The organism is Microvirga sp. GCM10011540 (assembly GCF_042650665.1).
In the GTDB taxonomy this organism is placed as follows: domain Bacteria; phylum Pseudomonadota; class Alphaproteobacteria; order Rhizobiales; family Beijerinckiaceae; genus Microvirga; species Microvirga lenta.
On sequence record NZ_JBHSBQ010000011.1, the window covers coordinates 13,241 to 26,880 of the forward strand.

At 59.1% G+C, this 13,640-nt stretch carries 12 protein-coding genes; 11 read left to right on the forward strand and 1 reads right to left on the reverse strand.

What is annotated here, in order from left to right:
* Positions 1-71: 71 nt before the first annotated feature.
* The 7 genes from ACFOYU_RS04905 to ACFOYU_RS04935 all read left to right on the forward strand — a co-directional run bounded on the left by ACFOYU_RS04905 (position 72) and on the right by ACFOYU_RS04935 (position 7,486).
* Positions 72-920: an ABC transporter permease gene (locus ACFOYU_RS04905; protein ID WP_377032675.1), complete on the forward strand. Its 849-nt coding sequence runs from the start codon at positions 72-74 to the stop codon at positions 918-920.
* Between the two features lies 1 nt (position 921).
* A complete protein-coding gene (locus ACFOYU_RS04910) occupies positions 922-1,707 on the forward strand; it encodes an ABC transporter permease (protein WP_377032676.1) in 786 nt (261 codons plus the stop codon).
* Between the two features lie 38 nt (positions 1,708-1,745).
* Positions 1,746-2,807: an ABC transporter ATP-binding protein gene (locus ACFOYU_RS04915; protein WP_377032677.1), complete on the forward strand. Its 1,062-nt coding sequence runs from the start codon at positions 1,746-1,748 to the stop codon at positions 2,805-2,807.
* A 21-nt stretch (positions 2,808-2,828) separates the two neighbouring features.
* The gene (locus ACFOYU_RS04920) at positions 2,829-3,212 is read left to right on the forward strand and encodes a Rid family hydrolase (RefSeq protein ID WP_377032678.1); all 384 of its coding nucleotides are present in this window, start codon (positions 2,829-2,831) and stop codon (positions 3,210-3,212) included.
* Positions 3,213-3,290: 78 nt separating this feature from the next.
* Complete coding sequence (locus tag ACFOYU_RS04925) at positions 3,291-4,397, forward strand: polyamine ABC transporter substrate-binding protein (RefSeq protein WP_377032679.1); 1,107 nt, start codon at positions 3,291-3,293, stop codon at positions 4,395-4,397.
* Between the two features lie 36 nt (positions 4,398-4,433).
* Positions 4,434-6,044 carry a GMC family oxidoreductase gene (locus ACFOYU_RS04930; RefSeq protein WP_377032680.1) on the forward strand — a complete coding sequence of 537 codons (1,611 nt, stop codon included), beginning with the start codon at positions 4,434-4,436 and terminating at the stop codon, positions 6,042-6,044.
* Positions 6,041-7,486, forward strand: coding sequence for an aldehyde dehydrogenase family protein (locus ACFOYU_RS04935; RefSeq protein ID WP_377032681.1), 1,446 nt, complete (start codon positions 6,041-6,043; stop codon positions 7,484-7,486). The genes ACFOYU_RS04930 and ACFOYU_RS04935 overlap by 4 nt, the downstream gene beginning before the upstream one ends.
* A gap of 616 nt (positions 7,487-8,102) precedes the next feature.
* Here the strand turns inward: ACFOYU_RS04935 and ACFOYU_RS04940 are convergent.
* Positions 8,103-8,438, reverse strand: a complete 336-nt coding sequence (locus ACFOYU_RS04940; protein WP_377032698.1) for an iron-containing alcohol dehydrogenase — start codon at positions 8,436-8,438, stop codon at positions 8,103-8,105.
* 281 nt (positions 8,439-8,719) lie between these two features.
* Here ACFOYU_RS04940 and ACFOYU_RS04945 point away from each other — a divergent pair, with 281 nt between their 5' ends.
* The 4 genes from ACFOYU_RS04945 (at position 8,720) to ACFOYU_RS04960 (ending at position 12,958) form a co-directional block, all read left to right on the forward strand.
* The gene (locus ACFOYU_RS04945; protein WP_377032682.1) at positions 8,720-10,042 is read left to right on the forward strand and encodes an ABC transporter substrate-binding protein; all 1,323 of its coding nucleotides are present in this window, start codon (positions 8,720-8,722) and stop codon (positions 10,040-10,042) included.
* A gap of 117 nt (positions 10,043-10,159) precedes the next feature.
* Positions 10,160-11,056 (forward strand): carbohydrate ABC transporter permease, encoded by an 897-nt coding sequence (locus tag ACFOYU_RS04950; protein ID WP_377032683.1) that lies wholly within the window; start codon positions 10,160-10,162, stop codon positions 11,054-11,056.
* Complete coding sequence (locus ACFOYU_RS04955) at positions 11,053-11,889, forward strand: carbohydrate ABC transporter permease (protein ID WP_377032684.1); 837 nt, start codon at positions 11,053-11,055, stop codon at positions 11,887-11,889. Before ACFOYU_RS04950 ends, ACFOYU_RS04955 begins: the two co-directional genes overlap by 4 nt.
* 10 nt (positions 11,890-11,899) lie before the next feature.
* A complete protein-coding gene (locus tag ACFOYU_RS04960; RefSeq protein WP_377032685.1) occupies positions 11,900-12,958 on the forward strand; it encodes an ABC transporter ATP-binding protein in 1,059 nt (352 codons plus the stop codon).
* Positions 12,959-13,640 lie beyond the last annotated feature (682 nt).

Genomic DNA, 13,640 nt, shown 5'->3' on the forward strand with positions numbered 1-13,640 from the left:
AACGCCGCGTCAGGAAAAAGGTTTTCGCGGCCGCTGGTATGGGGCTCACAACAAGAAGAAGAGGAACGGCAATGGGAGCAAGAATTTCGAAACTGGCCGAGTGGCCCAACTTGTGGCCGTGGCTGCTACTTGCGCCTCTTGCAGCATATCTGGCGATCTTCTTTGTCGTCCCGCTCGCCGACGTGGCCATCATGAGCGTAACCGATCCCCGACTTTCGCTCTCCAACTATGAGAAGATCCTGACGGGGGCGCTTTACCAGCGCGTCTTTCTGAATACGTTCCTGACGGCCGCCCTGGTCACGCTCGTGTGCCTTTGCATGGGCTACCCTCTCGCCTATCTGATGAACCATTCCAAGCCACGCACCGCGATGCTCATCCTCCTGCTCGTGACCATGAGCTTCTGGACGAGCTTTCTCGTCCGTACCTATGCGTGGATGGTTCTTCTGGGCAACAATGGTCCCGTTGTCGCTTTTCTCACCAGCCTCGGTGTCGAAGATCCGCCGCAACTCCTCTTCACTCGCTTCTCCTCTACGCTCGCCATGGTGCACATCCTGGCGCCCTACATGATCATGAACATCTACTCGGTCATGCGGAAGATCGATCCGGTCCTCCTCCGCTCGGCAGAGAGTCTAGGCGCGCGAAGCTTTTCACTATTCCGCCACGTCTACCTGCCGCTGACCGCGCCGGGTATAGCCAATGGTTGCGTGCTGGTCTTCGTCCTCTGCCTGGGATTTTACGTCACTCCCGTGCTGCTCGGGAGCCCACGCGAGCAAATGATCGCCGGCCTCATCGGCCATCAAATCGAGGAGTTTTTGGCTTTTGGGATGGGATCCGCGATGGCCATCGTGCTTCTCTCCATCACGCTTGTCATCCTCGCCATCTATCACCGCCGTTTTGGACTCGACAAACTGTGGGGCTGATATGGACCGCCTGATGCGCCTCGCCGGCATTCTCATCGTCATCTTCATCGCGGCGCCGCTCGTCGTCGTGGTGCCGATGTCCTTCTCCACCGCGCGGTCGCTCCAGTTCCCGCCGCCTGGATATTGGCTCGGCTATTATCAGGCCTACTTCGCCGATATAAGCTGGCTTCGGCCGACCTGGAACAGTATTCTGATAGCGTTCGCCACCATGATCCTCACCATGGTGCTGGTCGTCCCGGCCTGCTTCGCCCTTGTACGATATCGCTTCACGGGCAAGGGGATCGCCGATCTGATGATGTTGATGCCACTTGCGGTGCCCCATATCGTAATGGCCATTGGCTACTACTCCTTCCTTGGCGATCTCGGCCTCGTGCACACCCATTTCGGTGTGGTACTCGCACACACCTGCCTTTCGGTGCCGATCGCCTTCCTGGTTCTCTCCGCCAACCTGAAAGGTTTCGACCGCAATCTAGAGCGGGCGGCGCTCAGCCTTGGAGCAAACCCGGCACAGACCTTCGTTCACGTGACGCTTCCGATCCTGAAGCCCGGTCTCCTGATCAGCGCTCTCTTTGCCTTTATCCAGTCATTCGACGAGACGGTAGTAGCGATCTTCATCTCAGGAAGGGATGCCGAGACGCTACCCCGGAAGATGTTCGACAGCATCAGGCAGGAGGCTGACCCGGTGATCGCGGTCATCTCCACTCTACTCTTCTTCGCCGTGCTTTTGGCCGTCGTCGTGCCCTTGGCCCGGCGTGGCATCCGCAGCCGCTTTGGACGGGCGTCATAGCGTCCCCTCGCCGCTGACCGCTCAAGGTAGGATTTTCAATGAACCAGTATCTACAACTTAACGGAATTACCAAGTTCTATGGAGACTTCAGGGCGCTCCAAGGCGTGAACCTGTCGGTCGACAAGGGAGAGTTCATCACCTTTCTGGGTCCTAGCGGCTCCGGCAAGACGACGACGCTGATGATCATCGCCGGGTTCGAGAAGGCTTCCACAGGCGATTTGCTGGTCGAGGGCGAGTCCCTTTCCGGCCTCGCGCCGTACGAGCGCAATATCGGCATTGTCTTCCAGAACTATGCGCTCTTTCCGCACAAGACTGCGGTGGAGAACGTCTACTTCCCGCTGCAGATGCGCGGCATCAATCGTCCCGAAGGCCTGAAGCGGGCGATGCGAATGCTGGAGCTCGTCGGCCTCGAGGGTTTCGCCAAACGCTATCCCAAGGAACTCTCGGGTGGGCAGCAGCAGCGCGTGGCGCTGGCCCGAGCACTCGTCTTCGAGCCCTCGCTGCTTCTCCTCGACGAGCCGCTCGGCGCGCTCGACAAGAACCTGCGCGAGCAGATGCAGATCGAGATCAAGCGCATCCAGCGCGCGCTGGGCGTGACGACCATCTTCGTCACCCACGATCAGACAGAAGCCATGTCCATGTCCGATCGGATCGTCGTGTTCGAGAAGGGCGAAATCCAGCAGGTGGCAAGCCCGCTGGAAATCTATCACAAACCCCGCACCAAGTTCGTCGCGGGCTTCATCGGCGAAAGCAACCTTATTCCCGCAAAGGTGGTCAATCCCGCCGGAAAAGCGGACAACGAAGCCCTCGGCGCCTGTGAGTTCACGCCGGGTGAGCCGGTGTCGGAGGGGCAGGACGTGACGCTGCTCATCCGTCCCGAGCACATCCGGCTTTCCCGCAAGCCCATCGAGGGCCGCAAGAACGTCACGATGCATGTGGAGACGATCGTCAACTATGGCGACAATGCACTGGTGATCGGCCGGGTCGGGAACCTTCCGATGCGCGTCCGCGTGCTGGGCGCTGATGTCGTCATCATCAAGGAAGGCGAGGAATGCTGCATCAGCTGGCTGCCGGACGCGGTCTTCGTAATTGGCCGCTGAGAACGAAGCAAGGGGGCGACAATGACGATCGAAGCTGAGCACGCGGCGGATCTCATCAAACATTTTGGGATCGGGTCGCGCGCGAGCATAGCAACGGTTCTCAACGGGACGGGCTACTTCGCCGTCACGCCGGAAGCGCCCTATGACAGTCGCCTTTCAACAGCCGACCAGACTCGGCAGCTGCTGTGCAAGGCCGAAGCCCGCCTTGCACGAATCGGCAGTGGGAAAGACCGGCTTGCCTTCGTTGCGATCATCCTGGTCGACATGAAGGATTACCAGGCGGTGAACGCAGTCTGGGACGAGTGGGTGAAGGATATCGTGCCTCCTGCCCGGGTCTGCCTTGAGGCCCGGCTCGCTAGTCCGGACCTCAAAGTCGAGATGATCATGGTTTCTGCGGTGCCGTAGATCGCAGCCCTTCTTCGGCATCTGTGGATGCCGAACGCCCAGGTGGACGCCTCCTGCGCCCGCCCAACAAGAACGACGATGCTGAACGAAGAACATTTCCAGAGAAAGGAACCCGAAATGAGCACCGACAAGTTGCGCAGCCGCATTTCAAGACGCCTCTTCCTAGGCGGCAGCGCCGTGGGCGCCCTGGCGCTCGGCACGCCCTATGTGAATAGAGGATACGCCCAGGATAAATTTCTGTACGTGAACACTTGGGGCGGAGTTTGGGAGCAAGCCGTCCGCAAGTACATCTTTGATCCGTTCACGGCGGAAACGGGCGTTCAGATTCGCACTGTTTCTCCCGTTTCGTTCGCCAAACTTGCAGCGCAGGTCCGCACAGGCACCTATGAGTTCGATGTCACCACGCTTGGCGCCGGCGAGTTGATTCGTGCCAACAATGCCAACTTGGTCGCTCCCGCCGAAGGCTCGCCGCTCGACCCCACGAGGCTATGGGACGGTGCAGTATTCATGAACGGCGTTGGCTTCGACTGCTTCTCGACCGTGATCGCCTACCGCAAGGACAAGTTCCCAAATGGCGGTCCACAGAACTGGGCGGAATTCTGGGACGTTGAGAAGTTCCCCGGCAGCCGCAGCCTGCAGCGCTACGCCGCCCGCGTCCTTCCGATTGCGCTGCTCGCGGACGGCGTTCCGGTTGATCAGCTCTATCCTCTCGACATTGATCGCGCGTTCAAGTCGCTCGACCGAATCAAGCCACATATCCGGGTCTGGTGGACGGCAGGCGCCCAGTCGCAGCAGATTCTACGCGACCGGGAGGTCGACCTGATCGGCATTTGGCAGGGGCGCTGCTTCGAGCTCATCCAGCAGAACGTGCCGGTTGCGATGACCTGGAATCAGGCAGAGATCGACAAGGGCTACTGGGTGGTCGCCAAGGGAACGCCGCGCGCCGAACTTGCTTGGCAGTTCATTCAAAGCGCCTCCTTACCTGAGAGGCAGGCGGGCTTTGCAAAAGCGGCTCTGTCGAGCCCCCTCAATCCTAAGGCGTTCGACTTCATCGAGCCGGAAGCCGCCCAGTACATGCCGACGGCGCCGCAGAACTACTCGAAGACATTCGAGCAGGACATCGGCAATTTCGGCGCCGACATCGAGGAGACCACCCGTCGCTTCGAAGATTGGCTCACAGCTTGATCGAGATAGGCGTTGCAATAGCGGGGCGATGAACTGATGCAGGCCACCGAGTACGATTTCATCATCGTTGGGGCGGGCTCGGCAGGCTGTGTCCTGGCGAACAGGCTCAGTGCAGACGGGGTAACCCGCGTGCTGCTGCTGGAAGCCGGAGGCAGGGATTTTGATCCTTGGCTCCACATTCCGGCCGGCTATTACCGCAACGCCTATAACCCACGATACAACTGGAGCTACCAGACGGAGCCGGTCGCAGCACTGCATGATCGCCGACTTCCCTGGCCGCGCGGCAAGGTCTTGGGCGGCTCCAGCGCCATCAATGGCCTCATCTATATCCGCGGACACCGCCGGGATTTCGACGAATGGGCGCAGCTTGGCAATCGTGGCTGGAGCTATGATGACGTGCTGCCTTACTTCCGCCGGGCAGAAAACCAGGAGCGTGGGGAAAGCGAGTATCACGGTGTCGGCGGCCCGCTCGAAGTCGCCGACATCCGCATGAAGCATCCGCTCTACGATGCCTTCATTGCGACCGCCGTTGGGGCCGGCTATCCCCGCAATGACGACTTCAACGGGGCCGATCAGGAAGGCGCAGGCGCCTATCAGATGACGGTGGGACGCTGGCGCCGCTCGAGCTCCGCCATTGCCTACCTGCACCCGGCTCGCAAACGCGGCAATCTGAAGATCGAGACGGGATCCCTCGCCCGCCGCGTCCTATTCCGGGGGCGGGAAGCCGTAGGCGTCGAATATGAGAGGACCGGCCAAATCGTCACCGCGACGGCACGCAAGGAAGTTGTTCTTTCCGGCGGCTCGATCAACACGCCGCACTTGCTCCAGCTTTCGGGCGTAGGGCCCGCCGAGCTTCTCAAGAAGTTCGACATCCCGATCGTTCAAGACCTGCCTGGCGTCGGCCAAAATCTACAGGATCATCTGAGTTCCCGCGTGGTCTATCGCTGCCCCCCGGGCACGATAACAGTCAATGAGATTTACCACAGCTGGCCGCGCCGCCTCATGGAAGGCATCCGCTACACCTTCCAAAGACGTGGGCTCCTCATGATGGCGGGTGGCCCCGTTGGCCTTTTTGCGCGCACGCGCCCGGGCCTTGCCGCTCCTGACGTGCAGTACCACTTCCTCGCATGGAGCCTCGACCGCCCGGGTGGCCCCATGCACTCCTTCCCAGGATGCACGATAAGCTGCGTGCCATGCCGCCCGGAAAGCCGCGGCTGGCTGAGAATCACCTCACCCGACCCGCACGTGCCCCCGTCTATCCAGCCTAACTATCTTGCTACCGAATCCGATCGTGACTGCATGGTGGAAGGCCTGAAGCTTGCCGAGCGGCTCTTCAACGCCGCGCCCTTGAAGTCCATGTTACAGGAGCGGGTCTTGCCGCAGACGCTGCCGCAGACGCGTGAGGAATGGCTCGACTATATCGCTGACAACTCAGGTACCGGAGCGCACCCGGTATCGACCTGCAGGATGGGACAGGATCCCATGTCCGTTGTGGATTCGGAGCTGCGGGTTCGCGGCCTCCACGGATTGAGGGTGGTCGACGCATCCATCATGCCGACGATCGTTTCCGGCAACACGAACGCAGCCGCCATCATGATCGGTGAAAAGGGTGCGGATCTGATCCTGGGTAAGAGCCTGAGCAAATGAAGCTGTCACCTTCTCTCGTTGAAAACGCCCGCAAGTTCTATATCGGTGGCTCGTGGGTCGACTCGGAGGGCAGTGAAAGCTGTCCGGTATTCAATCCCGCAACGGAAGAGGCCATTGCCACGCTGGCGCTGGGCACGCCAGCGGATGTGGGCCGCGCCGTGTCCGCCGCGCGCGCTGCTTTCGATAGCTTTTCGACTTCGACACCCCAGGAGCGGCAGGAACTCCTCGGACGCGTTCTCAAAGCACTGCGCGCGCGGCGCGAAGAACTAGCCCACGTCCTGTCCATGGAAATGGGAGCGCCCTTGTGGCGAGCGCTCAACTATCAGACGGGTACTGCACTCGCGCATGTCGAGGAAGCCATTCGGGTTCTGGATAACTACCAGTTCGAGAGTAGGCGCGGGAGAACGCTGATCCTTCGCGAGCCGATCGGCGTCTGCGCACTCATCACGCCTTGGAATGCGCCCATTATGCAAATCGTCGCCAAGGTCGCGCCCGCTCTGGCGACCGGCTGCAGCATGGTCCTGAAGCCCAGCGAAGAGTCGCCCCTGAGCGCCGTTCTCTTCGCGGAGGTGCTACACGAGGCAGGCGTGCCGCCGGGCGTGTTCAACCTCGTCCAAGGCCGAGGCCCCACCGTGGGGGGAGCCATGTCGCGCCATCCGCAGGTAGACATGGTCTCGTTCACCGGCTCCACCCGCGCTGGCATCGAAGTAGCCCGCGCAGCCGCCGATACGGTCAAGCGCGTTCATCAGGAACTGGGTGGAAAGTCTGCCAATATCCTTCTCGACGACGTCGACCTGGAAGAGGCGGTCAACAAGGGAGTGTTGAACTGCTACGGCAACAGCGGCCAGTCCTGCATTGCGCCGGATCGCATGCTGATTTCGGCCCGCCACTATGATCGTGCTGTGGAAATCGCTGCGCGGACCGCCGACAATATCGTAGTTGGAGATCCGTTAGACCCTGATACAAATCTCGGACCGCTGATCAATCAGGCGCAGTTCGACAAGGTGCAGCGGCTGATCCAGCAGGGCATTGAGGAAGGCGCCCGGCTGGTTGCAGGAGGCCTTGGACGGCCTTCTTCCTGTACTCGCGGTTACTTCGTTCGCCCGACAGTGTTCGCTGAGGTGTCCCCACGATTCACCATTGCCCGCGAGGAGATTTTCGGGCCAGTCATCTCGCTGATTCGCTATAACACCGAGGAGGAGGCGATTCGCATCGCCAACGATACGGTTTATGGCCTGGCAGGCTATGTGCAATCGGGAGATCCGGCACGCGCGGAAGGGATCGCGAGAAAGCTGCGTGCTGGGTATATTTACACAAATCATAGTCCGCCGGACTACTCAGCACCTTTTGGTGGATACAAGCAATCGGGTAATGGCCGGGAATATGGCGAATGGGCGTTCGAGGCGTTCCTAGAGCTGAAGACGATCGTCGGAACCAAGTGACTACATTCTCGATGCTCCCTGGCGCCCGCCAGATCTCACGCTGATTGACGCTCGCAGCGCACCCGGGCAAGTCGGGGACCTGAAACCACCGACGCTTAATGCTTGGGCGAGCTGTTGGACAGGCCACAGGTTTGCAGCCGGTTACATTTCACGAGGTCAGAATATGGATTGATAAATCCGCACGACGTCCTCGTTACTCATATCACGGGGATTGTTGGCCAGGAGCCTTTGAATGCCGACAGTGATCTCCCTAGCCCATGCCGGAATGTCCGCTTCTGACGCTCCCATTTGGCTCAAACGGGTCTCCAATTCCACCGAAGCAACCAGTGGTCGAACTCTGCTACAGTATCCTCAGTAGCGTCGTGGTCATTGTCGAAGCTGCGGCCAGGGAGCAGGTGGGCGGTGAGCTCCGCATAAGCCTCTTGGTATCCAGCAGGTTGAAGCGGAAATTGGGCTATTACCGACGCATTGCTGTGCTCATGAGACACGTGGAAACGTGCCTCCAAAGGTTAGATAGGGCATGAACGGCGGCGACCGAAGTGTCGGCAACCACTCGGCGGGTGTTGCCGCATAAAAGCTGCAATGTCTTTAGCGCAAATGCAATCGCAACGACGTTCTAGCGGATGCGGCTTGTATTGGCCTCACCAGCATAGTCCATGGTGTCAAGGCGCGCAGCAGCCGTCACACGCGACGGTATGCCCAATGTCAGCCCCGCATCGAGCCGCGCGCTATCGAGCAGGAGCTGTGGGGAATAGATCGCCTTCTTCTCGTTGGCCTCGTCGGTGACGACGGAAGCCGAAGTTACCTTGGATCCGGTGTCCGCCGTCGTCAGAGCCTGGATCGGCGGAAGACGGCGGCCGCGCGCAATTGCGTTCCCAGACAGCTCCTCAATGGCCTGAATGAGGCAGGCCAGCAGGGCTACGAGCTTGGCGGTATCGGGAGCTGCCGCCAGCTAGTTATTTTACAGTGCCGTCTGCCTGACAGTCGCGGGCTGCATCCACTGTCCGCCCCTTGGAGCCACCCTTAGAGGTGCCCACGGCCCATGAACATAGAGGTCAGGCCCACATTCAGAGACCTAATTGAGTGTTAGAAATTAGTTGACTGAAATAAATATCAGAGAGAAAGTTTGGACATGGGTCCCAATGCCTCTGAACGCCAGAGGTGCTTTTAAATATTCGCCTGAGCCCTGACCTGGGCTCAAGGACGGATGAGAATGAGGACGTGGAGGAAGAAATGAACGATAAGCCGATGAACAGCCCATACTCGCGCCGTCAGCTTCTTGGAGGCGGAGTGAAGCTTGCCGGGTTAGCTTTCGCCGCGAGTGTTCTGTCACCGAAGATGCTGTCCAAGGCTTATGCCAACGAGACGCTGACGGTTTTGATCTCACAGCCTCAGGTCGGCGCCGCCGAGCTGATGGCAAAGGCGTTCAAGGAGGCGACCGGCGTCAACCTGCAGATCGTTCCCGTTCCCCTCGACCAGGTCCAGCAGCAGCTCACTCTCGATAAGCAGTCTGGAGCGCATCGCTTCGATGCATTTGATTTCTGGTACATCTCCAAGGGCGCGCTGGTTGAAGACAAGATCTTGATGGATCTGACCGACCACATCGCCCGCGACCAGAAAGTGATTCAGCCGGATGATTTCATTCCGGCGATCTACGATCCCTATAGCCTCTACAATGGTCGCCGCTACAGCCTTCCTTTCGACGGTGATACGCATGCGCTCTTCTACAACACCGAAATTCTTGAGCGAAACGGCGTCAAACCACCTACAACGTGGGACGAGGTTGTTCAGGCGGCAATCAAAATCACTGAGGCGGAGAATTCCAAAGGCATCTATGGCATCGCCCTCATGGGCGTGCGGGTGCCCTTGATGAACATTTCCGTGTTCGCCAACCGTCTGGCGAACTACGGCGGCGAATTCCTGGACAAAGACGGCAAGCCGGCGCTGAATAGCGAGGCCGCGATTGCTGCCGCCAAGAACCTCGTTGCAACCATTCCAGGCGCCGTTCCTACGCCTGTCGAAACCGGCTTTGAGGAGGCCCTGACGGCATTCGTCGGCGGCCGCGCCGCCATGACCGAGGGATGGATAGACCTCGGTGTTTATGCCGAGGACAAGTCGAAGTCGCGCATCGCTGGAAAGTGGGATGTAGTGCCGCTGCCGGTGGGAGGTGGAGTCACGAAAAGCCGCGCGCCACTCAACGCGGGCTGGGCGCTCGGCGTCGCCGATTATTCCACCAAAAAGGAACTGGCCTGGGAACTCATCAAGTTCGGCAGCACGGCGCAGATGGGTGAAAAGTACATTACCACCACGGGAACAGGCGTCGATCCATTCCGAATCTCCAATATGAACAGCGAGAACTACAAGAGCTTCAACCCCAAGGCGCAGCGGGCTGCAGCCTCATCGCTCAACGGCGCGGTCGCTTGGCCCACCGTCCCGCAGACTCCACGTCTCCTCGAAGCTCTGTCGGATCAGCTTGCCGCCATGATGGCGGGAAACAAATCTCCAGCCGACGCCATGGAGCAGGCGCAACGTGCTTGGACGAGATTGCTGCGCTGACACGTGAGAGAGCGGCTTGCAATTTGGAGCGAGCCGCTCTCTGCTTATGAGGCCATGCAGGTGATTGTGTCATAGGGCGGATCTCCTGCATGCGGATGTTCAGGAAAACCGCAACTGATGACCTCTGCTCTTATAATCGGCCAGCGCAGGCAGCTTGCCGCAACGGTGATGTTGGCGCCGCTTGTGCTTGGTCTGACCGTATTTGCTGTCTATCCTTTAGTCTATCTGATTGGCTTAGCCTTCACCCGTTCGGAACTCGGACGGCAGTTTCAGGAATATGTGGGGTGGGAGAACTTCGACTGGGCCCTCACCGGAACGATCTTTCCGACATCCCTATGGAATACCGTCATCTTCGCCTTCGTAGTGTCAGGCGCTCAGCTCGTTCTTGGGCTCGCGATCGCGTATCTGCTCTATCGCTACGCCCGAACGGGCCGCATCATTCGTACACTCATCCTGCTTCCCATGATGACCCCACCCGTGATGGTAGGCGTCGCCTGGAAACTTATTCTCAATCCCAGCGGCGGATGGCTCAACGGAGTCCTGCTGCGCTCGGGTCTAATTGAGCGGCCGGTCTCTTTTCTGGGGGACGCTCAACTGGCGTTCCCGTCCATCATGCTGGCCGACACATGGCAGTGGACACCGCTCGTGGTGATCCTGTGTTTTGCGGCGCTGCAATCGCTCCCGAAGGATGTCTTCGAGGCCGCGGCCATCGACGGCGCCTATGATGGTGCGATCTTTTGGCGGCTTACTCTCCCGATGATTGCTCCATCTTTGGTAGCGATCTTCCTCATGCGCCTGGTCATGGCGTTCAAGACCTTCGACCTCGTTTACATCCTCACCTTCGGGGGGCCCGGCAACGCGACGAGCATCGCGTCATTCGAGATCTGGAAGACCGCGCTGCGGGAGTTCGACGTGGGACTTGCGGCCGCTCAGACGCTGCTCCTGGCGATCACCGTTTCCATTGTGACGCTTCCGGTGGTCATAATTTTCAATTGGGTTGAGCGGCGTACATGAAGAACCAGGATATGCCCAACGGCTTTCGGTGGGGGACGCTCGTCGGCTGGGCTCTGCTTTTGGTGGCCATCATTTTCTTCATCCTCCCCGTCGTGTATCTTTCCGCAACCGTATTCAAGTCGCCCGGCGACGTCCTGCAGGGGCGCCTCCTGCCAATGGAGCCCACTCTCGAGAATCTGCCTGCTGTCCTGGACAGATCTCCCCTGCTGGCGTTCATGCGAAATTCCGTCATCGCGTCGTTCGGCAGCGGCTTGATCACCATGCTCATCACCGTTCCGGCAACCTACGCGATGGTCAAGCTGCGGGTCGCCACGAGCGTGCTGCCGAACTTCACGCTCTCGACCTACCTTGCGCCGCCCGTCGTCGCCCTAATCCCTTTGTTCTTCCTGCTCCAAAACGTCGGGCTGATGGACAACGTGTTTGGCCTTGCGGTGGTCTACGGCTTGATGAACACACCGGTCGCCTTCTGGCTGCTTCGAAACTTCGTCCGGGAGATTCCCAATGACATCGATGAGGCGGCCTGGGTCGATGGTGCGGGGTACTGGTGGACGCTGCTGCGGATCGTCCTGCCACTGCTGATGCCCGGGATCGTGGCCACGAGCCTGGTCTGCATCATCTTGGCCTACAACGAATTTCTTTTTGCGTCGGCGATGACGTTCGGAAACGACAGCCGCACGGTGACTGTCGGCATCTCGCTGTTTCAGGGCGAGCGGCTCGTCAATTTCGGCCAGATGGCCGCCGCCTCCCTGGTCGGCATGGTCCCGGTGTATTTCATCGCTTTCCTTTTCCAGCGATGGCTGATCGGCGGCCTCATGCACGGCAGCGTCAAGTAGGGATCCTTTCATGGCTCGCATAGAAATTTCGCAGCTTGGCAAATCCTACGGCCACGTTCCAATTGTACACGACATCTCCTTGTCGATCAGCGACGGTGAGTTCGTGGTTCTCGTTGGCCCATCCGGATGCGGAAAGTCCACGTTGCTGCGCACGATCGCGGGACTGGAAACGATCACATCGGGAACGATCTCCTTCAATGGAAAGCCGGTCAACCGCCTGCCCCCGCAGGAGCGGAACATCGCCATGGTATTCCAGAATTACGCGCTCTACCCCCATCTTACCGTTTATGACAATCTGGCCTTCGGCCTCAAGCTCAAGAAGCTGCCGAAAGCGGAAATCGCGACGCGTATCCAAGAGGCCGCGAGGATGCTCTCATTGGAGCCTTATCTGTCCCGGCGCCCGCGCGAGCTTTCCGGCGGGCAGCGCCAGCGTGTTGCTATGGGGCGGGCGATGGTCCGTAAGGCCAATGCCTTCCTATTCGACGAGCCCCTGTCGAACCTTGATGCGCAGCTTCGTGTTCAGATGCGCGTTGAGATCAGGCGCCTGCAGCAGGCGCTTGCTGCGACCGCAATCTACGTGACGCATGATCAAATTGAGGCCATGACCATGGGTGATCGCATCGTCGTCATGAACAAGGGTAGGATCGAGCAGGTCGGTACCCCTGCAGAGCTCTACGAGAGACCAGCCAACCGCTTTGTCGCAAGTTTCATTGGCTCACCGTCGATGAACTTCCTTAACGCTGACGCAAGAGGCTCCAAGGCGAGACTTGCTGACGGAACAGTCGTAACGCTTCCTACGCCTGTGGAGGGACCTGTGACCCTAGGCATCAGACCTGAGCATCTGCAGACGATAGAGGAAGCGGGAGAAGGCGCTGCGGTTTTCGAGGTGCCGATTATACGGCGCTTTGAGTTGGGAGCTCAGACGGAAATATTCTCGGAGTTGGCAGGGACACCCATCCAGGTTCTGCGCAACGGAAACTATGGACGCGGTGAGTCAAGAATGCCAGTCGCTCTGTCGCACCAGCATCTTCATGTATTCGACCGTGAGGGGTGTCGGGTCGGCAGATGAGTAAAGACCCGCTCAGGTCGAAAAGACTACGCCACATCTGAAGCGCGGATCAAAAGCAATGAGGAGGCGGAGTGTCAGGTCGCCTTCGCCTGCGGCCACAGCCTCTGTGGGTATGCTGTTGGCGGTCCTCAAATCCCTTCGACGAACCGCGCCTCTGCCAAGCAGGCAGGGACTGACGCACATGCGAGCACGAACTTGAAGTCGCCTGGATGAGTCCGGTTCAAATCCATTGGTGCTGATTAATAGATTGATCGCAATATTGGCGCGATCCGTACCCCTCTGCAATCGTGAGTAATCTTCGTGTCTCAGTCGGTGATATGACGGACCCGAGTTGCGCAATACCGAGACGCGACCATCCCGATTTGCGACGAGACGGCTGCGCTTTTTCCATACTGGTTGTCCACGGCAGCATTTCAGCGAGCGACGCTGCATGCCGATCAACCTGGGCGCAGAATTTACGGTTGACCTTATGGAAGTCTCGTTATTAATATCACAGTTGAGATAACTATCAGGAAGTCGCACAAGAGTTCTCCAAGGCTTAAGCGGCTCCAGCAAGAATGCGGCAGTAAATGCCTGCAGTGCAGCCTTACGGCCAACTCTGAGAAAAGGAGAACTGATCCAAAGCGTACAGATCAAATCTCGCGGTGTGATGGCACCATAGAACTTGGCCATCACAGACCAG

What these genes read in the sequence shown, in the direction of transcription:
- ACFOYU_RS04925 (WP_377032679.1), top strand. Translation starts at nt 3,291, where the DNA reads ATGCTGAACGAAGAACATTTCCAGAGAAAGGAACCCGAAATGAGCACC.
- ACFOYU_RS04955 (WP_377032684.1), top strand. Translation starts at nt 11,053, where the DNA reads ATGAAGAACCAGGATATGCCCAACGGCTTTCGGTGGGGGACGCTCGTC.
- ACFOYU_RS04905 (WP_377032675.1), top strand. Translation starts at nt 72, where the DNA reads ATGGGAGCAAGAATTTCGAAACTGGCCGAGTGGCCCAACTTGTGGCCG.
- ACFOYU_RS04945 (WP_377032682.1), top strand. Translation starts at nt 8,720, where the DNA reads ATGAACGATAAGCCGATGAACAGCCCATACTCGCGCCGTCAGCTTCTT.
- ACFOYU_RS04935 (WP_377032681.1), top strand. Translation starts at nt 6,041, where the DNA reads ATGAAGCTGTCACCTTCTCTCGTTGAAAACGCCCGCAAGTTCTATATC.
- ACFOYU_RS04920 (WP_377032678.1), top strand. Translation starts at nt 2,829, where the DNA reads ATGACGATCGAAGCTGAGCACGCGGCGGATCTCATCAAACATTTTGGG.
- ACFOYU_RS04950 (WP_377032683.1), top strand. Translation starts at nt 10,160, where the DNA reads ATGACCTCTGCTCTTATAATCGGCCAGCGCAGGCAGCTTGCCGCAACG.
- ACFOYU_RS04930 (WP_377032680.1), top strand. Translation starts at nt 4,434, where the DNA reads ATGCAGGCCACCGAGTACGATTTCATCATCGTTGGGGCGGGCTCGGCA.
- ACFOYU_RS04910 (WP_377032676.1), top strand. Translation starts at nt 922, where the DNA reads ATGGACCGCCTGATGCGCCTCGCCGGCATTCTCATCGTCATCTTCATC.
- ACFOYU_RS04960 (WP_377032685.1), top strand. Translation starts at nt 11,900, where the DNA reads ATGGCTCGCATAGAAATTTCGCAGCTTGGCAAATCCTACGGCCACGTT.
- ACFOYU_RS04915 (WP_377032677.1), top strand. Translation starts at nt 1,746, where the DNA reads ATGAACCAGTATCTACAACTTAACGGAATTACCAAGTTCTATGGAGAC.